The sequence below is a fragment of the Clostridium intestinale genome (assembly GCF_035905475.1).
Taxonomy (GTDB): Bacteria; Bacillota; Clostridia; order Clostridiales; family Clostridiaceae; genus Clostridium_T; species Clostridium_T intestinale.
This window is the reverse complement of the sequence record NZ_CP121166.1, coordinates 4,661,821-4,685,000: the sequence shown is the minus strand read 5'-3', so window position 1 is coordinate 4,685,000 and position 23,180 is coordinate 4,661,821. Positions and strand designations below refer to the sequence as shown.

Annotated in this window: 23 protein-coding genes and 2 rRNA genes (1 of these 25 running past the window's edge); 5 read left to right on the top strand and 20 right to left on the bottom strand. The window is 31.8% G+C overall.

Annotated elements, in window-relative coordinates; all coding sequences use genetic code 11:
- The 4 genes from P8F83_RS23515 to P8F83_RS23500 all read right to left on the bottom strand — a co-directional run.
- Positions 1-1,455: ribosomal RNA gene (locus P8F83_RS23515) — 23S ribosomal RNA — on the bottom strand; it reaches 1,421 nt to the left of the window's first position.
- Positions 1,456-1,983: 528 nt separating this feature from the next.
- A complete protein-coding gene (locus P8F83_RS23510; RefSeq protein WP_326512937.1) occupies positions 1,984-3,540 on the bottom strand; it encodes an ATP-binding protein in 1,557 nt (518 codons plus the stop codon).
- Positions 3,510-3,659, bottom strand: coding sequence for a hypothetical protein (locus P8F83_RS23505; RefSeq protein WP_326512936.1), 150 nt, complete (start codon positions 3,657-3,659; stop codon positions 3,510-3,512). Before P8F83_RS23505 ends, P8F83_RS23510 begins: the two co-directional genes overlap by 31 nt.
- Positions 3,660-3,980: 321 nt before the next feature.
- Positions 3,981-5,501, bottom strand: a 16S ribosomal RNA gene (locus P8F83_RS23500).
- A gap of 390 nt (positions 5,502-5,891) precedes the next feature.
- Between P8F83_RS23500 and P8F83_RS23495 the strand changes: the two genes are divergently transcribed.
- From P8F83_RS23495 to P8F83_RS23485, 3 genes are all read left to right on the top strand, one after another.
- A complete protein-coding gene (locus tag P8F83_RS23495) occupies positions 5,892-6,572 on the top strand; it encodes a DUF1700 domain-containing protein (RefSeq protein WP_021803190.1) in 681 nt (226 codons plus the stop codon).
- Positions 6,573-6,586: 14 nt separating this feature from the next.
- Positions 6,587-7,510 carry a DUF4097 family beta strand repeat-containing protein gene (locus P8F83_RS23490; RefSeq protein WP_326512935.1) on the top strand — a complete coding sequence of 308 codons (924 nt, stop codon included), beginning with the start codon at positions 6,587-6,589 and terminating at the stop codon, positions 7,508-7,510.
- Between the two features lie 130 nt (positions 7,511-7,640).
- Positions 7,641-8,921: an alkaline phosphatase family protein gene (locus P8F83_RS23485; RefSeq protein WP_326512934.1), complete on the top strand. Its 1,281-nt coding sequence runs from the start codon at positions 7,641-7,643 to the stop codon at positions 8,919-8,921.
- A 21-nt stretch (positions 8,922-8,942) separates the two neighbouring features.
- Here the strand turns inward: P8F83_RS23485 and rluF are convergent, their stop codons facing one another.
- Genes rluF through P8F83_RS23470 form a run of 3 tightly spaced genes read right to left on the bottom strand, consistent with a single transcriptional unit; the run spans position 8,943 to position 11,357 of the window.
- Complete coding sequence (gene rluF / locus P8F83_RS23480) at positions 8,943-9,755, bottom strand: 23S rRNA pseudouridine(2604) synthase RluF (RefSeq protein WP_326512933.1); 813 nt, start codon at positions 9,753-9,755, stop codon at positions 8,943-8,945.
- A complete protein-coding gene (locus P8F83_RS23475) occupies positions 9,703-10,755 on the bottom strand; it encodes an anti-sigma factor domain-containing protein (RefSeq protein WP_326512932.1) in 1,053 nt (350 codons plus the stop codon). Before P8F83_RS23475 ends, rluF begins: the two co-directional genes overlap by 53 nt.
- A 29-nt stretch (positions 10,756-10,784) precedes the next feature.
- A complete protein-coding gene (locus P8F83_RS23470; RefSeq protein WP_326512931.1) occupies positions 10,785-11,357 on the bottom strand; it encodes a class D sortase in 573 nt (190 codons plus the stop codon).
- Between the two features lie 407 nt (positions 11,358-11,764).
- Here P8F83_RS23470 and ispF point away from each other — a divergent pair, with 407 nt between their 5' ends.
- Entirely contained in the window at positions 11,765-12,241 is a 477-nt protein-coding gene (gene ispF / locus P8F83_RS23465; RefSeq protein WP_326512930.1) for a 2-C-methyl-D-erythritol 2,4-cyclodiphosphate synthase, read from the top strand.
- A 22-nt stretch (positions 12,242-12,263) separates the two neighbouring features.
- On the opposite strand, the gene P8F83_RS23460 is transcribed toward ispF, so the two are convergent.
- Positions 12,264-12,602 (bottom strand): arsenate reductase family protein, encoded by a 339-nt coding sequence (locus tag P8F83_RS23460; protein ID WP_326512929.1) that lies wholly within the window; start codon positions 12,600-12,602, stop codon positions 12,264-12,266.
- 84 nt (positions 12,603-12,686) lie between these two features.
- On the opposite strand from P8F83_RS23460, the gene P8F83_RS23455 reads away from it, so the two are divergent.
- Positions 12,687-13,274: a flavin reductase family protein gene (locus P8F83_RS23455; RefSeq protein ID WP_326512928.1), complete on the top strand. Its 588-nt coding sequence runs from the start codon at positions 12,687-12,689 to the stop codon at positions 13,272-13,274.
- Positions 13,275-13,324: 50 nt separating this feature from the next.
- Here the strand turns inward: P8F83_RS23455 and P8F83_RS23450 are convergent, their stop codons facing one another.
- The 12 genes from P8F83_RS23450 to glpK form a co-directional block, all read right to left on the bottom strand.
- On the bottom strand, positions 13,325-13,765 hold the full coding sequence (locus tag P8F83_RS23450; RefSeq protein WP_326512927.1) for a hypothetical protein: 441 nt from the start codon (positions 13,763-13,765) through the stop codon (positions 13,325-13,327).
- A gap of 125 nt (positions 13,766-13,890) precedes the next feature.
- The gene (locus P8F83_RS23445) at positions 13,891-14,679 is read right to left on the bottom strand and encodes a Cof-type HAD-IIB family hydrolase (protein ID WP_326512926.1); all 789 of its coding nucleotides are present in this window, start codon (positions 14,677-14,679) and stop codon (positions 13,891-13,893) included.
- A 144-nt stretch (positions 14,680-14,823) separates the two neighbouring features.
- Positions 14,824-15,474, bottom strand: coding sequence for an ABC-2 transporter permease (locus P8F83_RS23440; RefSeq protein ID WP_326512925.1), 651 nt, complete (start codon positions 15,472-15,474; stop codon positions 14,824-14,826).
- Positions 15,461-16,333 carry an ABC transporter ATP-binding protein gene (locus P8F83_RS23435; RefSeq protein ID WP_326512924.1) on the bottom strand — a complete coding sequence of 291 codons (873 nt, stop codon included), beginning with the start codon at positions 16,331-16,333 and terminating at the stop codon, positions 15,461-15,463. The genes P8F83_RS23440 and P8F83_RS23435 overlap by 14 nt, the downstream gene beginning before the upstream one ends.
- 3 nt (positions 16,334-16,336) lie before the next feature.
- Positions 16,337-16,711: a GntR family transcriptional regulator gene (locus P8F83_RS23430; protein WP_286903889.1), complete on the bottom strand. Its 375-nt coding sequence runs from the start codon at positions 16,709-16,711 to the stop codon at positions 16,337-16,339.
- Positions 16,712-16,858: 147 nt separating this feature from the next.
- On the bottom strand, positions 16,859-18,124 hold the full coding sequence (locus tag P8F83_RS23425; RefSeq protein ID WP_326512923.1) for an Nramp family divalent metal transporter: 1,266 nt from the start codon (positions 18,122-18,124) through the stop codon (positions 16,859-16,861).
- 70 nt (positions 18,125-18,194) lie between these two features.
- The gene (locus P8F83_RS23420; RefSeq protein ID WP_326512922.1) at positions 18,195-19,244 is read right to left on the bottom strand and encodes an ADP-ribosylglycohydrolase family protein; all 1,050 of its coding nucleotides are present in this window, start codon (positions 19,242-19,244) and stop codon (positions 18,195-18,197) included.
- A gap of 15 nt (positions 19,245-19,259) precedes the next feature.
- A complete protein-coding gene (ybaK, locus tag P8F83_RS23415) occupies positions 19,260-19,736 on the bottom strand; it encodes a Cys-tRNA(Pro) deacylase (RefSeq protein ID WP_326512921.1) in 477 nt (158 codons plus the stop codon).
- Between the two features lie 87 nt (positions 19,737-19,823).
- Positions 19,824-20,237 (bottom strand): DUF3785 family protein, encoded by a 414-nt coding sequence (locus tag P8F83_RS23410; protein ID WP_326512920.1) that lies wholly within the window; start codon positions 20,235-20,237, stop codon positions 19,824-19,826.
- A 54-nt stretch (positions 20,238-20,291) separates the two neighbouring features.
- Positions 20,292-20,849 (bottom strand): hypothetical protein, encoded by a 558-nt coding sequence (locus P8F83_RS23405; RefSeq protein WP_326512919.1) that lies wholly within the window; start codon positions 20,847-20,849, stop codon positions 20,292-20,294.
- Positions 20,850-20,957: 108 nt separating this feature from the next.
- Positions 20,958-21,662: an MIP/aquaporin family protein gene (locus P8F83_RS23400; RefSeq protein WP_315109081.1), complete on the bottom strand. Its 705-nt coding sequence runs from the start codon at positions 21,660-21,662 to the stop codon at positions 20,958-20,960.
- A gap of 24 nt (positions 21,663-21,686) precedes the next feature.
- Positions 21,687-23,177: a glycerol kinase GlpK gene (gene glpK / locus P8F83_RS23395; RefSeq protein ID WP_326512918.1), complete on the bottom strand. Its 1,491-nt coding sequence runs from the start codon at positions 23,175-23,177 to the stop codon at positions 21,687-21,689.
- Positions 23,178-23,180 lie beyond the last annotated feature (3 nt).

The window sequence follows — 23,180 nt, the reverse complement described above, 5'->3', positions numbered from 1 at the left end:
TCGGTAATAACGATGGTAGTGGTATAGGAATATCAACCTATTGTCCATCACCTACGCCTTTCGGCCTCGGCTTAGGTCCCGACTAACCCTCAGCGGACGAGCCTTCCTGAGGAAACCTTAGGTTTTCGGCCTGTGAGATTCTCACTCACATCTCGCTACTAATGCCAACATTCTCACTCGTAAACAGTCCACCGCTCCTTTCGGTACGACTTCTGCCCGTTTACGACGCTCCTCTACCGCTTACATTACTGTAAGCCCGTAGCTTCGGTGGTAAGTTTGAGCCCCGAACATCTTCGGCGCAGGATCTCTCGACTAGTGAGCTATTACGCACTCTTTTAATGAGTGGCTGCTTCTAAGCCAACATCCTAGTTGTCTTCGAAATCCCACATCCTTTTCCACTTAACTTACACTTTGGGACCTTAGCTGACGATCTGGGCTGTTTCCCTTTTGACTACGGATCTTATCATTCGCAGTCTGACTGCCGAACTAATAGTATATGGCATTCGGAGTTTGATAAGGTTCGGTAAGCGATATGCCCCCTAGCCCATTCAGTGCTCTACCTCCATTACTCATATTCGACGCTAGCCCTAAAGCTATTTCGAGGAGAACCAGCTATCTCCGAGTTCGATTGGAATTTCTCCGCTATCCACAGCTCATCCCATGGTTTTTCAACACCAACGTGGTTCGGTCCTCCACGAGATTTTACTCTCGCTTCAACCTGGCCATGGATAGGTCACCCGGTTTCGGGTCCACGACATGCAACTTTGTGCCCTATTAAGACTCGGTTTCCCTTCGGCTCCGTACCTTAAGTACTTAACCTCGCTACATATCGTGACTCGTTGGCTCGTTCTACAAAAAGCACGTCATCACACATATAAAGTGCTATGACCGGTTGTGGGCATACGGTTTCAGGTTCTATTTCACTCCCCTCCCGGGGTTCTTTTCACCTTTCCCTCACGGTACTTCTTCACTATCGGTCATCGGGTAGTATTTAGCCTTGGGAGGTGGTCCTCCCTGCTTCCCACAAGGTTTCACGTGTCTCGTGGTACTCTGGATCAGAACTTACTATTTCGCGTTTTCATCTACAGGACTATTACCTTATGCGGTGGAACTTTCCAGTTCTCTTCGATTAACGTAATTTAGCTTTTATGTTCTGTCCGCAACCCCAGAAATAAATTTCTGGTTTGGGCTCTTTCCCTTTCGCTCGCCGCTACTTAGGAAATCGATTTTTCTTTCTCTTCCTTCAGGTACTTAGATGTTTCAGTTCCCTGAGTTTACCCTCCATAAGCTATGTATTCACTTATGGATACATGGGGTTTCCCATGTGAGTTTCCTCATTCGGACATCTCTGGATCACAGGCTATTTGCGCCTACCCAGAGCTTTTCGCAGCTTATCGCGTCCTTCTTCGGCTCCCGATGCCAAGGCATTCACCATACGCCCTTTATATCTTGACCTTAAAATAAAATCGTGATGAACTTCACATTACTTTGTCGCCGTCGTCACTGCGGTGCTCATTTGCTAAGCAAACTCTGCTCCTCGTTTCTAGGCTTCGCGTACTGTTCGTTCCTAACGATTTTCTTATCAATATACAGATTTGATTCTGAAACTATTGATAAATAATTTTCTCAGTTTAAGCTACTTAAGATAATAATTAATTATCCAACTGTAACTTTTAACTGAATAAATCGTCATTCCATAAAGAATATTGATCATTTTTGCCAACTGGCTTTAAATATATTACTTTACTTACTTACTCTAAAGAGTAAGTTCGAATTTCTAAATCAAAGATTTAGATTCTCACTTATGTGCAATTTTCAAAGAACTTATCGCCTCTATCTTGGCGACAAATAGTATTATATAAATATACTTACTAATTGTCAATATCCTTTTTAAATTTTTTAGAGATTTTTTTGTATATTTTCTTCAAAAGCTATCTATTAACTTTTTTTGTATATTTTCTCTTAATTTTTGCTTCTAGTATTCTACTTTAAAAGTTTATACTTTTGGTATCTGCTATTAGGTCTATTGGGTAATGTATAAGTTATAATATTAACTTTTAATAATCTATTAATTGCTCTTTTTAAATTACCATTTATAATTCCATATCCTAATGCTTCAATTATTTCCTTCTTAGACATCTCCTTCTCATCTAATAATTCAAGTATTCTCTTTTCAGTATCATTTTTATAGAGCTCTTTAAATCTATCTTGGGCCTCATCTTGCACCCTGTCTTGGGCCCTCCCCTCCAAGAAACAAGAATTTATAGGTAATCTAACTAAAAAGTAAGTTCTCTCTTCATCAGTTTCAAATATAGGTTTAGGTGAATTGTTCTTTTCCATACACTCAATGATCTTAGATAAACCCGTTGCTCTTCCATCTGCAAACTTCATAGCTTTAAGGAATTCTCCTAACCTCCTATTTCTATATCTTCTAGCTATAACTTTTCCTTTATTAATATCCTGAATCTTTATTGATTTATCTGCTCCTGGATAACTTATTATAGCTATCTCTTCTTTCTCTATTCTAACTTCTATAGGATTATTATCCAAGTAATCTCTATGGTACACAGCATTAACTAAAGCTTCTTTAATAGCTTCATCTGGATAATTAAACATCTTTAGTTCATTGCCTTCCTCATTTAATTTAATAACCTTTTCCTTTATAACTGAATTTCTAATATAAATTAGCACTCCCAACAACTGAGTATATATTGATCCCGTAAAGATTTGCTCTGAGAAATTTGTTCCTTCAGAAACATCATTAAAATTTACAACCTCAATTTGACAACTTGGAAAAAATCTTTCAGGAGTATCACTAAACATTAATAAACCTATATTTTTGACCTTCACTTCCTCATTAAAGGTTTCTAGTACATTCATCTCACCTAACAAATTTTCTATAGGCTGTTTTCCAACCTGCCAATATAGCTCATTTTCTGAAGATCTAAAATACTCTTTTATTAAATCTAACTTTAAATCTCCAATACCAGCATAGTTATTCACTCTATCATCAAAGGGAAAATTTTCTCTTTCTTCGTAAAAATTATTTGATATCTTTGCTTCTGCTTTAAAATCTCTAGCTAAACTTACTAAGTTGTCTTTTTCTTCTATAGTAAACCCACCCTGCTCCTTTATAATTCCATAATAACATCTTATAGAATCATCTATAATTCTGCTAATTCTGATATTCACATTTGGATGCATCATTCTCATCTCAGTAACCATATTAACCGTTGATTTTCTAAGTCTAACATTTTTAGTAACATCATATGCTTCATTTTCTGTAGATATATTTAGACTGTTAATAATAACTTTCTTCTTTACTTCTTCTTTAGAAACCTTGGAATTACTATTAACTTTTTCTTCTACAGGTTGAGGAACCTTCTTCTCAAACTCTTTTAACTCCTTTTCACTATTATCAAAAAAGAATTCCTCTATAACCACACCTTCAACTTCATCAGTATCATACCAATGTGATTCACTTAAAATATCATCATCATCATTCCCAATCACTTCTTTAATAGCTTTCTTCTTACCCATAACCATCCTCCCACATCTTCTTCTCTATATACTATGGCTCCAAATCTAAAAGAGTTTCTATATTTCTGATTTTCTGATGTTCTGCACTTCTGATTTTCTGATCTTCTGATGTTCTGCACTTCTGCACTGTAGAGACTTCTCCTCAAGTCTCATCAAATTCCTTTTAACTTCTGCACTGTAGGAGCTTCTCCTCAAGCTCCATCAAATTCCTTTTAACTTCTACACTGTAGAAAGCATTTCTCAGCCTTTATTAAATTCCTTTCACCAACTAATTAGACTTCTATTAAAAAATACGACAAAAAAGGTTACTAGATAAATCTAGTAACCTTTAACATTATCTCAAAATTAAACAGAGGAAAACGTAAATCTTTGTCAATTATATTGACTGAATTTTATACTTAAATTCTACTAAGTTGTAGTTTTAAGTAATTTCTCCATAGAAAGGAGGTGATCCAGCCGCAGGTTCTCCTACGGCTACCTTGTTACGACTTCACCCCAATCGCTGACCCTACCTTCGGCCGCGCCCTCCTAAAAGGTTAGGCTACGGACTTCGGGTATTGCCAACTCTCATGGTGTGACGGGCGGTGTGTACAAGGCCCGGGAACGTATTCACCGCGACATTCTGATTCGCGATTACTAGCAACTCCAGCTTCATGCAGGCGAGTTTCAGCCTGCAATCCGAACTGAGACGAGTTTTATAAGTTTTGCTCCACCTCGCGGCTTTGCGTCTCTTTGTACTCGCCATTGTAGCACGTGTGTAGCCCTAGACATAAGGGGCATGATGATTTGACGTCATCCCCACCTTCCTCCGCGTTAACCACGGCAGTCTTGCTAGAGTGCTCAACTAAATGGTAGCAACTAACAATAAGGGTTGCGCTCGTTGCGGGACTTAACCCAACATCTCACGACACGAGCTGACGACAACCATGCACCACCTGTCTTCCTGTCCTCCCCGAAGGGAGAACTTCCTCGATTAAGAGTAATTCAGGAGATGTCAAGTCTAGGTAAGGTTCTTCGCGTTGCTTCGAATTAAACCACATGCTCCGCTGCTTGTGCGGGCCCCCGTCAATTCCTTTGAGTTTTAATCTTGCGACCGTACTCCCCAGGCGGGGTACTTATTGTGTTAACGGCGGCACAGGGGGAGTCGATACCCCCTACACCTAGTACCCATCGTTTACGGCGTGGACTACCAGGGTATCTAATCCTGTTTGCTCCCCACGCTTTCGAGCCTCAGCGTCAGTTATTGTCCAGAAAGTCGCCTTCGCCACTGGTGTTCTTCCTAATCTCTACGCATTTCACCGCTACACTAGGAATTCCACTTTCCTCTCCAACACTCTAGACACCCAGTTTGGAATGCAGCACCCAAGTTAAGCCCAGGTATTTCACATCCCACTTAAGTATCCGCCTACGCTCCCTTTACGCCCAGTAAATCCGGACAACGCTTGCCACCTACGTATTACCGCGGCTGCTGGCACGTAGTTAGCCGTGGCTTCCTCCTCAGGTACCGTCATTATCGTCCCTGAAGACAGAGCTTTACAACCCGAAGGCCTTCATCACTCACGCGGCGTTGCTGCATCAGGGTTTCCCCCATTGTGCAATATTCCCCACTGCTGCCTCCCGTAGGAGTCTGGGCCGTGTCTCAGTCCCAATGTGGCCGATCACCCTCTCAGGTCGGCTACGCATCGTCGCCTTGGTGAGCCGTTACCTCACCAACTAGCTAATGCGCCGCGGGCCCATCTGATAGCGGATTACTCCTTTGGTCATTTGAAGATGCCTTCATTTGACTTTATGCGGTATTAATCTCCCTTTCGGGAGGCTATCCCCCTCTATCAGGCAGGTTGCCCACGTGTTACTCACCCGTCCGCCGCTAGGAAATTACCGAAGCAATTTCCTCGCTCGACTTGCATGTGTTAAGCACGCCGCCAGCGTTCGTCCTGAGCCAGGATCAAACTCTCAATTTAAGTGACGCTTAAATAATTAAGTGCACAAATTTTAGTTTAATCTTACTCTAAGAATTACGTTGACTTTAAGTAGTTGCTTCAAGTTTTACACTTGTTACAATTACTTACTCACAACTTTCGTTGTGTAAGTTTTATTCAAAACTTCTTAAGTTTCCTCTGTTTAATTTTCAAATAACATCGTCACCACTTGGCGACTTATTCATAATAACATCTCTTTAAATCGATGTCAACAAAAAATATTCATTTTTTTAAACTTATTATTTTATGTACTTCTTTAATAATTCTTATTGCCTTCTTAAGATTTCCTTAATGTAACTCAAAACGTCTTGAATTCCACTTATTAAAATCATACAATTCAGATATACGATAAACAAAAAGGAGGGAACGAATTTGATAAAAAGTGAATTTATAAATATATTAACAAATGGTCTTATACAAATGCCTAAAGAGCAAAGAGACGATATAATTTCTCAGTATGAAGAACATTTCGATATAGGGATTTCAAGTGGGAAAAGTGATCATGAGATAATACAAGAGTTAGGTAGTCCCTATGAAATAATCGAAAAATATAATGGAAACTCTCATAATACTCCTGAGGAAAATGAGGTTGAATATACTCCTAGTTTTAAATCTGAAATAAAGGAGCCAGATAGTGATTATAAAAACTATACTAATAATTCTTACAATAATTATGAATCTGTAAGAAATAAAAAATCTGATAAATCAATTTTATTGACTATTTTTCTTATTATTGTAGTTTTAATTCTTTCTCCCGGAATAATAGGTGCTGTTTTTGCAACAATTGCAGCCTTATTTTCTGGAATTATATTTTCATTAGCTTTAACCTTTAGTAGTGTTCTATTATTTTTTGCAAAACTATTAAATACTGGTCACTTAAAGGATATGCTTGGAAGTGTTCTAGATCAAATTCCTATGGCATCTACTATTTTCTTTTTAATAGGGAATATTTCTCTTACAATTCTATCTTTTATAATAATAATTCAAATTTTTAAATTTTTATGGTATCTTACAAAGAAGTTTTTTGCATTCATGAAAAATTTGTTTAATTAGGAGGTGACTTAGCTATGAAGAAAAAACTTAGCTTATTTAGCTTTTCTATAATTTTAATAATCATATGTATAATAAGTTATACAGGCGTAATTATTAGTTTACTCTCATCAAATATAAGCTTTAATGATTTAAGCAAATTAAATATAAACATAAATTCCTTTTTTAATAGAAACACTTATACCTATGGTGTAGATTCAACTGAATCAAATTCTTTAGATGGAATAGATTCTGTAAACTTAAATTTCGTTACAGGGAACATAACTATTGAAACTTGGGATAAAAACGAGGTTTCAGTAAGTGCTATTGGAAATGTAAGTACTAATAATTCTATTCAAGACTTTAAGCTTGAAAAAACTATTTCAGGAAATCAAGTAACTTTTTCATTTTCTAATAGTGTAAATCTACTTTCTAATTTATTTAATTCAGGAGATATGTCTATTAAAGTTTTTATACCAAATAACTACAATAAGAACTTAAATATATCCTCTACATCTTCTTATATCAATATTAATAATAATAGTTTTAATTCTATAGATATTAAAACTATTTCAGGTGATTTGGAATTAATGAATATTAATACAAAAAGTATTAATTCCAGTTCTACTTCAGGCAATATTTCTTTTAATAATGTTACTACTGAAACATCTACTATTGAAAATATATCTGGTAGTGTATATGCTCAAAACTTTTCTGGAAATATAAATTGTAAAACAGTTTCTGGAGATATAAATGTAGATTTTAATAGCTTTAATAATGATTATAAATTTTCTACTGTTTCAGGATATACAAACTTAACAATTCCTTCTAGCGCATCTTTTGCATTAACTACTGAAACTTTAAGTGGATCTATATCTAATGAATTTGGATCAAATAACAATTCTAATTCAAAAATTAGATTTAACTCTACTTCTGGTGATTTATCTATAAATAAAAAATAAAAATAACCACTCAAATTATTTATGTTAATTTTGAGTGGTTATTTTTTTGAAAATTTAAAATGATTTTAATAAAAAAATTGGAATATATTTGATATAATTATATATGTAAATATATTCTAGGAGTGATTTTATGCAATCAAAATATATGATTATAATTTCCTTTGATGCAATAGATAAAAAAGATTTTGAATTAATGAGAGGTTTTCCGAGCTTCTCAAGAATTATAAATGAAGGTTCTTACTCTAATGATGTGGAATCTGTTTATCCATCATTAACTTATCCAGCACACACAACTATTTCTACTGGTAAAAATCCTATTAATCATGGAATAATAAATAATATCTTGGTTCAACCTAAATTTCCAACCAATTCAGATTGGTACTGGCAAAGGAAATATATAAAAGGTAAAACTTTATACGAAGTAGCAAAAGAAAAAGGAATGAAAACCTCTACTTTCTTGTGGCCTGTTACTGGAAAAGCTGATATTGATTATAATGTACCTGAAGTTTTTCCAACTAGACCTTGGCAAAATCAGATACTGGTTTCTTTATTAAATGGGAGCAAGTATTTTCAATTTGATATTAATAACAAGTTTGGACATATAAGAGATGGACTTAAACAACCTAATCTTGATGATTTTGTGCTTGAATCTTTTTTATATCTTCTTGAAAGCAGAAAAACTGATTTTATGATGGTTCATTTTACTGATCTAGATACTAATCGTCATAATTACGGTTATTCATCTAAGGAGGCTTATGATGCTTTGAAAAGACATGACGATAGGTTAGGTAGGATTATAGGTTCTCTAGAGAAGCTTAATATGTATGATGAGACTACTTTAGTGGTCTTAGGAGACCATAGCTTTTTAGATGCGGATTATGTAATAAAGCTTAACAAGTTATTTATAGACAATTCACTTATATGTGTAAACAGCAAAGGTTTAATAGAAGATTACATTGCTTATTGCAACTATTGTGATGGTTCTGCTTATATTTATATTAAAAATAAATTAAAAAAGGATTTTGTATTTAATTTATTAAAGAAGTTCTCTTCTGAAAATAATAATTGTATAAAGGCTATACTATCTGAAGAAGAAGCTTCCTTACGTGGTGCAGATAATCATTGTGATTTTATGTTAGAGGCTAAGAGAGGTTACTATTTTATAAATGATATTGATGGAGATGTTATTGAGGCAGTTAGCGATAAATACCACAAGGCCACTCATGGTTATGATCCAAAAATCAAAGATTACCAAACTGTTTTTATGTTAAAAGGACCTTCTATAAAGAAAAATCATTCTATAGGCCCTATGAATCTTACATCTGAAGGACCAACTTTAGCTCACATTTTAGGAGGCTCTCTTCCTGAAGCTGATGGAACTATTCTTTACGATATATTTAAAAACAAATAAGGCTGGGAAACCAGCCTTATCTTATATAGATTTTATTGAACCAGATATTAGATTGTTTATCTCTTTTAATTCTTCATCAGACAAATATCTCCACTGACCTATTTTTAAATCTTTTAATTCCACATTCATTATTCTTACTCTTTCTAATTTCCTAACTTTATATCCTAAAGCCTCACACATTCGTCTTATCTGCCTGTTTAATCCCTGAGTAAGTATTATTCTAAATACATAGTCACTTTCTTTTTGTACAAAACATTCTTTCGTAATAGTTCCTAGTATCTTTATTCCAGAGCCCATTCTAGCTATAAACTCTTTGTTAATAGGCTTATCTACAGTAACAATATACTCTTTTTCATGGTTGTTTCCTGCTCTTAATATCTTATTTACTATATCTCCATCATTAGTTAGAAAAATCAATCCTTGTGAATCCTTATCTAATCTACCTATAGGGAATATTCTTTCTTTATGACCTACAAAGTCCACAATATTTCCTTTGATTTTTGATTCAGTCGTGCAGGTAATACCTACTGGTTTATTTAATGCTATATAGACCTTTTTTAGGTTTTCTCCTATTAATATGTTATTAACCTTAACCTGCTGTCCCTTTTTCACTTTAGTTCCCGTAGTTGCTTTAAATCCATCTATAAAAACTTTTCCTTGCTCTATTAATTTGTCAGCTTCTCTTCTTGATGTAAATCCTGAATCTGATATGTATTTATTTATTCTAATGTCTTCACTTTTTTCACTATGTTTTATTATATTATTTGAGTTTACATTACTATCACTTTTTCTCTGTGCTAGTTTTTTGTTGCTCTTCGCTTTTCTCAGATTCATGATCGTCTTTATCCTTCCTAACCTTATGTTCATATCCAACATTATTTATTGAAGTATCAATATTTTTTTCTATTAAGTACTTTTCAGTTTCTTTTATGCTATCATAAGAGATTGCTTGCTGATTTACAAAAATTGTGACTGAATTACTTACAAGCATCTTTTTTTCATAGGCTAATGCTAAGATCTTTTTTAGCGCATCATCTAAATCAGTATTCTCAACCTTTGCTTCATCTAAGAGGTCAGCCCCTTTTTCTGTAGGGGAATAACTATATACCACCTTATTAAAGGAGTTAATTTCAACTTTGATTAATGATGTCGTATTAATAATTATTATAGATGTAATCTTATTATATTTATAATAAAGCACTCCAGACAAAGCAATTATAATTGTTAATATGATTGCTATCTGTTTTCTATAATGCTTTATGCTTTTACTTTCATTACCTTCTTTTTCTTCACCTAGTTTAACACTTTCATTTGTTTTTATCTTTATAAAACTTCCATCACATGTTAATATAATTGAGTTTTTTCTTTCTTTTCTAAGTATTATCCCTTTATGTAACTTTTTATCACCTTCAGCTTGTACTATTCCTTGTTTATCATACTCAACTATATTTATGTATTCTTGAATAAATCTATAATTAGGATTGGCTAATATTAAAGTATAAGCTATTATAAAATCACCCCATAGCTCAACAAATGTTCTTGAGACTCCTGTTTCTCTGCATATATTACTTATAGGTAACTCCCTCTTTTTTCTAAGTAAATCATAAGTATCAGGGCTCTCAATAATATAATACGCTATATTTAAACAAAGATTTTTACTCGCTTCCTTTTGGTTACTATTAACCAATCTACTCAATTTAACTTTATATAATGCTAGCTCCCTAATAAATAAGAATACTTCCTTACCTCTTATTTTATCCTCATCAGGATTAACCATCCTAATTTTACTTCCATTAAAAAATCTATACCTAAGCTTTGTTATTAAAGCATCCATATTATCAACTCCATATACCTTAATTTAGCCTATACTTTTAGCACACCTTTAATTATAAGTCTTTTTTTACCTCCTGGTGTACAAGTCACTAGTGTTATAGTACTATCCTTTGTGGCATCTAATACAGATACTTGTTCTGGCTCTACTATAAAACTATCATTAACTTCATAGACATACTCATTCTCTTTTGTCTTTATTATTATTTCATCACCTTTTACTAGTTCATCAACATCTTTAAAAAATCTATCATTGTGCGCTGCCAAAGCAAAGTTTCCCTTCTCCCCTGCTTTTGCGGTTTCTGGAAAATGTCCTATTGCATATCTTAGTGTTGATAATTCTACACCTTCTACAACAGCCGTTTCCACATTTATTTTAGGTATTTTTAACAGTCCCATAGGAGGAATAGTTACTTCACTAATACCACTTTCATTAGTTACACTTGTACCTTCTTCATAAGATTGATTTAAAACCTCGTCAAAGGCTAACTTCAATTTTTGCTGTTCTTTGTAAGCGATATATTTTTCATTTCCTACCCAAGCAATAATTATAACGCCTACTAGTATTAAAACTACACCTACTATATTTCTTATTTTATTTTTCATAGATTCCTCCCATTGTTCTATACATATTCATATACTATATTATAGCATAGTATATAAAATTTTTTATTACTTAATTATTCATAAAAACTTTTACAAATGCCTAATATGTTTATGCTAAATTTGGTATAATATAAATATAAGATTTTGTATTAAGAGGTGATTAATATGAACGGCAAAGTTATTTATGTGGATTTTACAAAACATCAACAACCCGCTACCTCTAACAAGTTAATGCTATTTAAAAAAATTTTTTATAGGATTAAGAAAATCTTTACATCGTCTAATAGTAAGGATTCCTATGATAACGTTGTTTATCCATTTAAAAAGATTCTCTAATTAATTTCTTTTAACCTCTTAAATTATGTCTTAGCTTATGCTAAAATATAATAAAAATTTGAGGTGATAAAATGAGAGTTGGACTTGGATATGATGTTCATGCATTAGTAGAAAATAGAAAACTTATATTAGGGGGAGTTCAAATCCCTTTTGAAAAAGGATTATTAGGTCATTCTGATGCCGATGTATTGATTCATGCCATCATGGATTCATTATTAGGTGCTGCTGCTCTAGGTGATATAGGAAGACATTTTCCTGATACTGATGAAAGATATAAAGGTGCATCATCAATAGAATTACTTAAGTATGTAGGTAAGCTTTTGAATGAAAAGGGATACATTATTAATAATATTGATTCAACAATAATAGCACAAAAACCTAAACTTTCTCCATATATACCTAGTATGATAGATAATATTGCTGAAGCTTTAAATATATCCATTGAGGATTTAAATATTAAAGCTACAACAGAAGAAGGACTAGGTTTTACTGGAAAAGGTGAAGGAATTTCTTCACATAGCATATGTTCAATAATAAAAAATAGATAGAAATTTTATTTCTATCTATTTTTTATTCCCACTGTTTCCAAACTTCAGGTTCATATCCTACTGTAGCTTCTTTCCCATTCCTAACAACAGGAGTTACAAATAGCTTAGGATTCTTTAACAATATTTCTTCTTTAACCTCATCGCCTCTAATGTTTTTCAGATTTGATTTTTCGTATTCTTTAGACTTTATATTAATTAAAGCGTTTAGTGTTAGCGACTTTCTTATATTTTGTAGTTCACCCTTACTTATAGCTTTTTCAGTTAGATCAATAAATTGGTATTTTATCTTCCTTTCTTTAAAATACCTCTCTGCTTTTTTAGTGTCAAAACATTTTTTAGTTCCAAAGATTTGTATATTCATTTTTTCTCCTTATAATTAACTTGTTATATTAATATTCTAATGCTATAATTATGAGCCGTAAATAGTTATATTAGGAGGTCATTCATGGATAAAAGGAGTTTTAAAGGTAGTGTTATATTAAATCCAGTACCAGTGGTACTAATCACTTCTAGAAATAAAAACGGAGATGAAAATGTATTTACTGTAGGCTGGACTGGAACTTTATGCACAAAACCCCCAGTACTTTCAATCTCTGTAAGACCTGAAAGATTGTCTTATGAATATATTAAAGAAACTATGGAGTTTGTAGTTAATCTCCCAACCTCTTCTATGGTTAAAGCTGTAGATTATTGTGGTGTTAAATCAGGTAAAACTGTGGATAAAATTAAAGAAATGAATTTTAATTTAGGTGAGTCTACTAACATAAATGTCCCATACATAAAAGAATGTCCTGTAAATATTGAGTGTAGAGTTAGAGAAATCATGTCTCTTGGTACTCATGATGTATTCATTGCAGATGTCCTTGGTTCTCATGTAGATGAATCCATTATTGATGAAAAAGGGAAAATTCATTTTGAAGAAGCTAATTTAATCTCTTATTGTCATGGAGAATATTATCCATTACCTAAAAAGTCTTTAGGGTCTTTTGGTTTTTCAGTTGCAAAAAAGAAAGTTAAAAAAAAGAAAAAATAAAAAAGATGCTGTAGTAAATAAATTCCATATAACAACTACAGCATCTTATTTTAAGCCAAAATTTTCTCAGCATGTTCTTTTAATAATTCAATTTTATTATTATAGTCTACTACAGTGAAGTCATAAATACTTTTTACATGCCTAAAAAAATCCATAAATTCAAGTCTTCTTGCTAATCCTATATTAAATGAATACGCAAGATTATTTAAAAATACCTTTTCTTTATGTTCATACTCTCCATCTACTAGAGCTAGTCCAACTAATTCAAAATAAATTATCTTTTTAACCCTATCACTTGAGCCTCTTAAAGTTTTTTCTATCTCTTCGAGGGTAAGTTTATCAAAACTACACTCTTCTAAAGATAGTTCTTTAATATAATCATCTATTAAATTTTTTTCTTCATTTGCAAATATTTCATCTATATTTGCAAACTCTTTAACTAGATTTATAAATGCTATAGACTCTTCTTTATTTAATTCATGTAAAAACATCTCTTTCCTCCTAACATCTTAATTTTTTATCTTCTTAATTATAACATTAGCACTAAAAATAAAGTATTCTGAAATACTTTATTTAATAAAAAGATTGCCTTAGTGTTAAAAGACAATCTTTTATATTAAGCTCCTAATATCTCATCAATGCATTCATGGACATGATTAACATGATTTTTAGCTATTTCTTTTATTTTTTCTTCTGCGTAATTAAAAGTATAGCTATTATTAGTTATCTCAAACATTGATATATCATTAAAGGAATCTCCTATTGTATATAAATTATCAACTTTTAATTCTTTTCCATCAATGACTTTTTTAAGACCTCTTCCTTTAGAACAACCTTTTGGTACCACATCTAAATAATATTGATTTCTAAATACCTCTACATTATCTCCATATTTATCAAGTATTTTCTTCTTAATCTCTTCTGATTCCCCGATGGATTTACTTCTAGGATACAAACTAATTATTTGATAATCAGTATTTAAATTAATAATTTCTTCTTTACTAAATATTTTTGTAGCAAATGATTCTAAATTAAATTCTTGTTCACGAATATACTTGTCCTTAATTAAACAAGTATCTATTCCGTTATCTAAAACAAAACAAATATTTTCATCATCAATAAAATCTTTAATTATATTTGTTGCAGTAACTGAATCTATTCTTTTATTGTATACAACTTCAAAATTACCATCCAATACTAAAGCTCCATTACAAAGTACCAAATAATCCGCATCTACATCCTTATAGTCTTTAAAAATTTCCTTTACTCCACGCAAGTTTCTTCCTGTAGAAATAATAAACTTGTGACCATTATCCTTTAACTTCTTTAGAGCTGATATATCATTTTTGGCTATTTCCTGTTCTCTAAATAAAGTTCCATCTAAATCACTTGCTAATATCTTCATCCGTTACCCCCTACTACATTTACTATTATAATAAGAGTCTATATTAAATAGTATAGTTGTACAACGTTGGTTAACTACTATTAACATTAGATAATGATAAAATAACAGATATGTTAACGATTTAATTGGTATTTTGTCTATATATTAGAAATCCTTTTTTCTATATATATTGGTTGATATTATATATGATACATAAGAAATAAGAATGGTTATTAGAAATAGTAGTATACCTTTTATTAGCTCACTAGAACTAGTCATAAAATTAATTGTTTTTTCGCTTATATTTATATTATTTACTAAATAACTTGCTACTCCGAAAAAACTAAAATACACTATAAGCCCAAAGAATCTAGTTTTTTGGTATCCAAGTTTATAATATAAAGGTGTTTCTATACCAGTAAATAAGCATATAGATAATAATCCTGTTAAAAAAGTTATAAAATCTATCGGCATTATTTGAACTCCAAGTATTGGTTTAAAAGATGTTATAAAAACCGCTATATAGTATAGCACTGTGACATAAATTACGTTTATAAAAACATTTAAATACCTAACTAAAACTATATCTTTTCTTGAAACAGGTAATATATTCATCATTATATCTGCTTTATATTTATCATCAAAGGCCATCCCAGTGTTACTAATCACATAATGTATTCCTATAGCACACATAATAAATGAGATTGTTCCATGTTCACTAAAAAGTCCTGCAAATATAATAACGTATATTATAGAAAATAAATAATATTTCTTACATACTAATATATCTTTCTTCATCAAATTAATAATTCCCATTTTTATCACTCCTTATATAATAAAGCATAAGCTCTTCAATATTAGGCTTTTCCATAACTAATTTATCCCCATAGGTTCTTGATAGTTTACTTGCTTCTTTCGTTAATGCTTCAAAACCATAAGAATTTTCTTTAATAGCTACAAAATCTTTTCTATTTTCCAGAGTTAATAGATTTTTATCTCCTTTTACTAATCTATGTGCCTCTATTATTTCATCCTTTGCTCCTTGTAACAGAATTTTACCATCATTTATAATTATTAAATAATCTGCTATCTTATCTAAATCAGAAGTTATATGAGTTGAAAAAAATATAGTTTTATTCTCCTCTTGAATAATATCTGATAATATCTCTAAAAGCTCCTCTCTTACTATAGGGTCCAACCCGGATGTTGGTTCATCCATTATAAAAAGCTCTGCATTATGTGATAGTGCTATAGCTATAGAGTATTTCATTCTCATTCCCTTTGATAACTTTGATATCTTTCTATCTATAGGAAGATTAAATCTTCTAATATAATTATTAAATTGATTCTCGTCCCAGTTAGAATACATAGGGGCTATTATATTTTTCATCTCTTTTAGTGTTAATTCTTCATAAAAATATCCTTCATCTAAAACTACACCAATCTTATTTTTTAATTCCTTATCATTAGTTTTATTATCTTTATTAAATATTTTTACATCCCCTGAATCCCTGTTTATTAAATTCAATATAGATTTTATAGTTGTAGATTTACCTGCACCATTAGCTCCTATAAAACCAGTTATATAACCTTGTTCCAGCTTTATATTAATATCTTTCAAAGAAAAACCTTTATAAGTTTTCCTTAAGTTATTTATCTCTAATACATAACTCATTTACTATTCCTCCTTAATTAATAATTGAAATATTTCTTCAAGTTCCTTTTTAGTTATTCCTAATAAGTTAGCTGTATTAATAGCATCCATTAATTTTTCTTCAACTGTTCTAAGTTTTGTTTCTTTTAAAATTTCCTTATTTTGAGAAGTAACAAAAAATCCTTTTCCCGCAACAGAGGTTAAAAACCCTTCCTTTTCTAAATCATCATATGCTCGCTTAGTTGTTATAACACTTATTCGTAGTTCTCTAGCTAGTTCTCTTATAGATGGAACAGCTTCACCAGAACTAACCTCTCCTCTTAAAATAGAATCCTTAATTTGATTCATTATTTGTTGATATATAGGTAAATTAGAACTGTTTGATATAATTATATTCAAAGGCTTCACCTCTTTTCGCTTCTGTATATATCGTATATACTGTATATATACATTATATACAGTATATACGATAGTGTCAATAAAAAAAGAATCTCTATTTTCGAGATTCTTTTGACTAAAAATTATTTAATTTCACTTAACTATAATTTAAAATATTGAACTAACTAAAAGCATTATATTTAAAATACCAACTATTATTCCGACAACCCATAAAAATATGCTTTCAAGACCTTTATTTTTATATTCTCCCATAACTTTTTTTGAAGAAGTTAGGTAAACTTGAGTAAACACTGTCCATGGTAATTGTATACTTAATAACATTTGAGAATAAACCAACCCTTTAAATGGATTTGAAATAAAAAATATTATTATCGCTGCAATAACTAAAGTTATAGACACCCCTATCTTAGTATGTCTATCCTCCATATCATAAGGTTCATTGAACATCCCTGCAAAAATACTCCCTCCTGCCATTCCAGCTGTTACACTTGAAGATATTCCTGCAAAAAGTAGAGCAATTGCAAATATTAAAGATGCCCAGTTCCCTAAAATAGGTTGGAGCATTAGGTGCGCTTCACTTAACTCACTAATCTTAATATTATTTGTAAAAAATACAACAGCAACTAAAATCATTGCACTGTTTATTGCCCATCCTATTGTCATAGATACTAAAGTGTCTAAGAACTCATATTTTAGTTGTTTTTCCATAACATCTTTATCTTTTAGATTCCATTGCCTACTTTGTATTATTTCTGAATGTAAAAATAAATTATGAGGCATAACTACAGCACCCAATACACTCATAATTATAGGCATTGAATTTTCAGGAAAAGATGGTGTAAACCATCCTTGCACGGCTGATGACCAATTTACATTAACCATAAACAACTCAACTATAAATGCCAACCCTATTATTGATACAAATCCTATTATAACTTTCTCTAATCTTTTATAAGAGCTTGTATATAACATCCATAAAACTACTACAAGAGATATTATACTTCCTATTTTAATAGGTATTTTAAATAGCATATTTAAAGCTATAGCTGCCCCTAACAGTTCTGCCATAGCTGTAGCTATAGAAGCTAAAACCGCAGACCATAATATTGGCCTTGCTACCTTAGGCTTTATAAATTTTGTTATTGCTTCAGATATACATAATCCTGTTACTATCCCTAAGTGAGCTGCATTATGTTGTAGTGCTATTAACATAATTGTAGACAAAGTTACCATCCACAATAATTTATATCCATAATCTGAACCTGCTGCAAGATTGGATGCCCAGTTACCAGGGTCTATAAAACCAACAGTTACTAAAAGTCCTGGTCCTATATACTTTATAAAATCTTTTGCCATTAACTTTGGTTTATGGCCTTCTTTAGATAAGTTAATCTTCTTTATAATTTTCTCCATATAATCACCTAATTAATATCTATTATTATTTAATAGTATTGTAATACATTTTCATTTAATTGTACACTATTTAATGTGCTGGGTATTTTATTATCCATTTTTCACTGTCTTCATATCCTATTAGTAAGTCATCAGCAATAGAAACTATTGTATCATGCAATTCTATACTATCTATATACTCTTTTGGTATAGCATCAACTCCCAAATAAGCACCTAATATATTTCCTGTTATAGACGCTATACTATCACTATCTCCACTATTATTTACGGATATTAATACTGCCTTCTTATAATTATCACTATATTTTATAGATGCATATATAGCTCTTGCTAAAATTTCTTCTGCATACCAACCTTCACCTAATTCATTAATACAATCTATCGGTGATTTATCAGAGTTTGCTAGCTCTAAAGCTCTAATTATTATATTTTCACATTCCTCATGTCTACTATATGTCTTTAAAACATCTACTGAATTTTCAACAGCACTAATCAAGTTACTTCCTTCTATAATTTCTGCAATAATAAATGCAAAAACACCCGCTGATAAATATCCAGATGGATGTCCATGAGTAATAGCCGCACACTTACACGCTTTATCAAATGCTTCTTGCTTAGGATAGCTTAATCCTATTGGAGCTACCCTAACAACTCCACCTGAATATTTGCTATCATTTACCGCGTTCTCTATACTTCCTCTTTTCTCTTCTCTTAATACCTCTAAGCATGTTTCTTCTGGCTCCTTTAATGCATGAAACCACCCTCTCCTAAGTACCCAACTGTTTACAAGATATTTATCCATTATTTTATGAAGTCTTTCTTGAGTTGATAGCCATCTTATGTATGCATGATAAAGAATCTCTTCAAAATTTTCCTCATCTGCCTTGTTCATTTTCACTTTCGAACGGAGTACTCCTTCTGCTGTAAATAATGACATCTGAGTATCATCACTTATCTCAGCATTTTTCATCATTCCAAGTTTTAAATTTTCAACTCCATTTTCTCCGTAAGCTTCTCTTATTTCTTCTATAGTCATAAATTCAACTTGAAACCCTAGCGAATCTCCTATCGCTCCTCCTAGTAGACACCCTCTGTAATTCTCTTTCTCTTTTCTTCTCATAAATAATCTCCTTTATTATTTCTTAAGATCAACTACTACTCCATCCGTCACCTTAATCAACCCATTTGTTTTTAACTCAATTTGAACTCCTATCTTTCCTCCACTTACTATTATACTATCTATATTATTGCAGCTATTATCAATAAATGTCTTGTATTTCTTCTTCATACCAATAGGTGAACACCCACCTCTGATATATCCAGTATATTTATTTATGTCTTTAACCTCAAGCATTTCAATCTTTTTTTCATCTGTTGTTTTTGCAGCCTTCTTTAGGTCAAGCTCCTCAGTTACGGGAATAACAAAGACATATATCTCTTTTGACACACCTTTAGTAACTAAGGTTTTATAGACCACATCTACGTTTCTATTAATTTTATTTGCTACTGATACTCCATCTATTTTTCCATCTTTATTATCATAATTTAATATACCATAATCAATATTATTTGAATCTAAGATTCTCATAGCATTAGTTTTACCTTGAGCCATTATATTAATCTCCTTAAATAACATTTTAATATTATTATACATCATAAATTATTCCATAATAAAATAAAAACTACCAATAAGGTAGTTTTACATATCACATTGTTCAATTTCTATAGTATATTTGTTGCACTTTTCACAGAATATAATATTCACTATAAAACTATTATCTACAACATTACTTCTATAAAGTCTGCCAAAAGAACTATCTTTATATGATTTTGATATATTACTTTCAACATACTTGCTATCTTTAGTAAATATATAAAAAGAATACCCTAAATATTCATAGAATTTACTTTTAACAATATCTTCGTCTTTGCAACTACTGCAATATTCACTGTAGTATTCTCTATCAAAACTTATGTTTTCAGCCTCATTTAATAAGTTTAGTATACTCTTGACTGATACGCCTTCTATTTTGTACTCTTCATCCATTATGAAATCTTCACAATTATTCTCTGTTAACTCATATATTTTTTCATCAAATTTAAGTGTGTACATTAAATTAATCACCTCTTGCTTAATTATACACTCAACATGGTTAACTGTATATCACTAAATCCAATCATATATCGTCTTCCCAAGTTCTGGTGCATGCTCAAATTCAGCTTTCTGACCATTGTAAAGAACTTTTACTCCCTGTACCCATTCTCCCTTATAGTCTTTTTGAATAATATTATTAATTAATCTTTTTGAATTTATTGTTCCTCCTGTACTACCTTGAAATTTTGAATACCATCCATTAGGTGTGTCTATCCCTTTATCAACTAAGTCTATTACTGCTATCTGCTTGTTATCTTCTTTTGTAATAAAAATTTTATACTCTAAGCCTATAAACCATCTATCCATTATTTCCTTAATTACCATATCTACTTTTTTATTTAGGGATTCGTTAGCCTTTACAGAAAAATCATAAGGTTCTACTAACTCATATGTATTATTATCGACATCATATATTTTAAAAGTATCTTCGTCTTCATTATCAACTTTAGGATTCGATATTACTTCATCACTTTCTCTTCCTTTTTCTTCTTTAATCTTTTTCCCAGTGCATCCAGCAATAACTATTAATGATAAAAACACTAGTAGTGAACACTTTAATAACTTTTTCATAGTTAACCTCCACTTATATTTTCAACAATCGATTATAGTGTTAACATATGGAAATAAAAATATTCAACATAAAAGAAAGTGCCCTAAAGCACTTTCTTAATTACCTATTTAAAATATTCCATTAAATGTTATTGCTGCTACCACAGCTCCTAATATAGGTGCTACTACTGGTATCCATGCATATGCCCAATCAGAATCTCTTTTATCTTTAATTGGTAGTAATGCATGAGCTATTCTTGGTCCTAAGTCTCTAGCAGGGTTTATAGCATATCCTGTGGTTCCTCCTAACGAAAGACCTATTACAAATATTAACATACCTACTGCCACTGTTCCAAGTCCATCTGCCATTGCCACTGTTCCTAATCCAAGAATTCCAAAAACAAGTATGAAAGTTCCTATAAATTCAGATATGAAATTATATCCTGTTCCTCTTATTGCAGGCCCTGTACAAAATACACCTAATTTTGAATCTTTATCTTCAGTAGCGTCGAAGTGTTGCTTATACATTACATATACTAAACAGGCCCCTATAAATGCACCTATAAATTGAGATATTATATAACCAGGTACTTGTTCCCAAGGAAACTTTCCTATAACTGCCAAACCTATTGTAAGTGCAGGATTAAAATGTGCTCCTGATATTCCTCCAAATATAAATGCTGGTATAGCAACAGCTAAAGCCCATGCAGTAGCTATAACTATAAGTCCACTGTTATTTCCCTTAGTTTTTCCTAATACAACATTGGCTACTACGCCATCTCCTAAAAGTATTAAAATTGCAGTTCCGATAATCTCCGCTAAATATATAGACATGGTATATCCCCCTCATATTCTATTTTATTTTTCCCATGCTTGTGATCTTTTTACTGCTTCATGCCATCCACTTAGAAGTTTTTCTATTTTATTATCTTCCATTGAAGGCTCAAATGATTTTGATATTGCCCAGTTGTCGCATATATGAGTTTTATTTTCCCAGTATCCTACTGCTAAACCTGCTAAGTATGCAGCTCCTAATGCTGTAGTTTCTATAACCTCAGGTCTATCAACTTGAACCCCTAATATATCTGATTGGAATTGCATTAAGAAATTGTTAGCACATGCTCCTCCATCAACTTTAAGTGTATGAAGTTCTATTCCTGAATCTTGTTCCATAGCCTTTAATACATCATAAGTTTGATATGCTAAAGATTCTAATGTAGCTCTAACAAAATGTTCTTTCTTTGTTCCTCTTGTTAATCCAACAATTGTTCCTCTTGCATATTGATCCCAATAAGGTGCTCCTAAGCCTACAAATGCAGGTACCATATAAACTCCATTTGTATCTTCAACAGCGTTAGCATATTCTTCTGAGTCAGCTGAAGTCTTAAGCATTCTCAATTCATCTCTTAACCATTGAATAGCAGCTCCTGCCACAAATACACTACCTTCTAGTGCATATTCGACCTTTCCATCAACTCCCCAAGCTATAGTTGTAAGAAGTCCATTTTTAGATTCTACTGCTTTTTCTCCTGTATTCATAAGAAGGAAGCATCCTGTACCATAAGTATTTTTTGCATCCCCAGGATTATGGCAACATTGCCCAAATAATGCAGCTTGTTGGTCTCCCGCAGCACCTGCTATTGGAATTTCTCCTCCTAGTAATCCATTAGCTGTATATCCATAAATAGCGCTGGATGGTTTTACTTCTGGAAGCATACTTACAGGTATATTTAATTCTTCTAGTATTTCTTCATCCCATTTTAATTCGTGTATATTAAATAACATAGTTCTTGAAGCATTAGTATAATCGGTTACATGAACTTGTCCTTTTGTTAAATTCCATATAAGCCATGTATCAATAGTTCCAAATAATAAATTGCCTTTTTCAGCTTCTTCTCTAGCACCCTCAACATTATCTAGTATCCATTTTATTTTAGTAGCTGAGAAGTAGGCATCAAGTATAAGTCCAGTTTTTGCTTTTATAGGTTTGTCAAATCCCTTAGATTTAAGTTCATCACACATATTAGAAGTTCTTCTACATTGCCATACTATTGCGTTATATACAGGTTCTCCAGTATTCTTATTCCATACTACAGTAGTCTCTCTTTGATTTGTTATACCAATTGCTGCAATATCTGTAGATGATATTCCTAATCCTGCCATAGCCTCAGCAGCAACCCCTATTTGTGTAGACCATATTTCTTTAGGATCATGTTCTACCCAACCTGCTTCAGGATATATTTGAGTAAATTCTTTTTGTGCAACATTTACTATCGCCCCTGCTTCATTAAAAATAATACTTCTTGAACTTGTAGTTCCTTGATCTAGTGCCATTACATACTTTGCCATTTA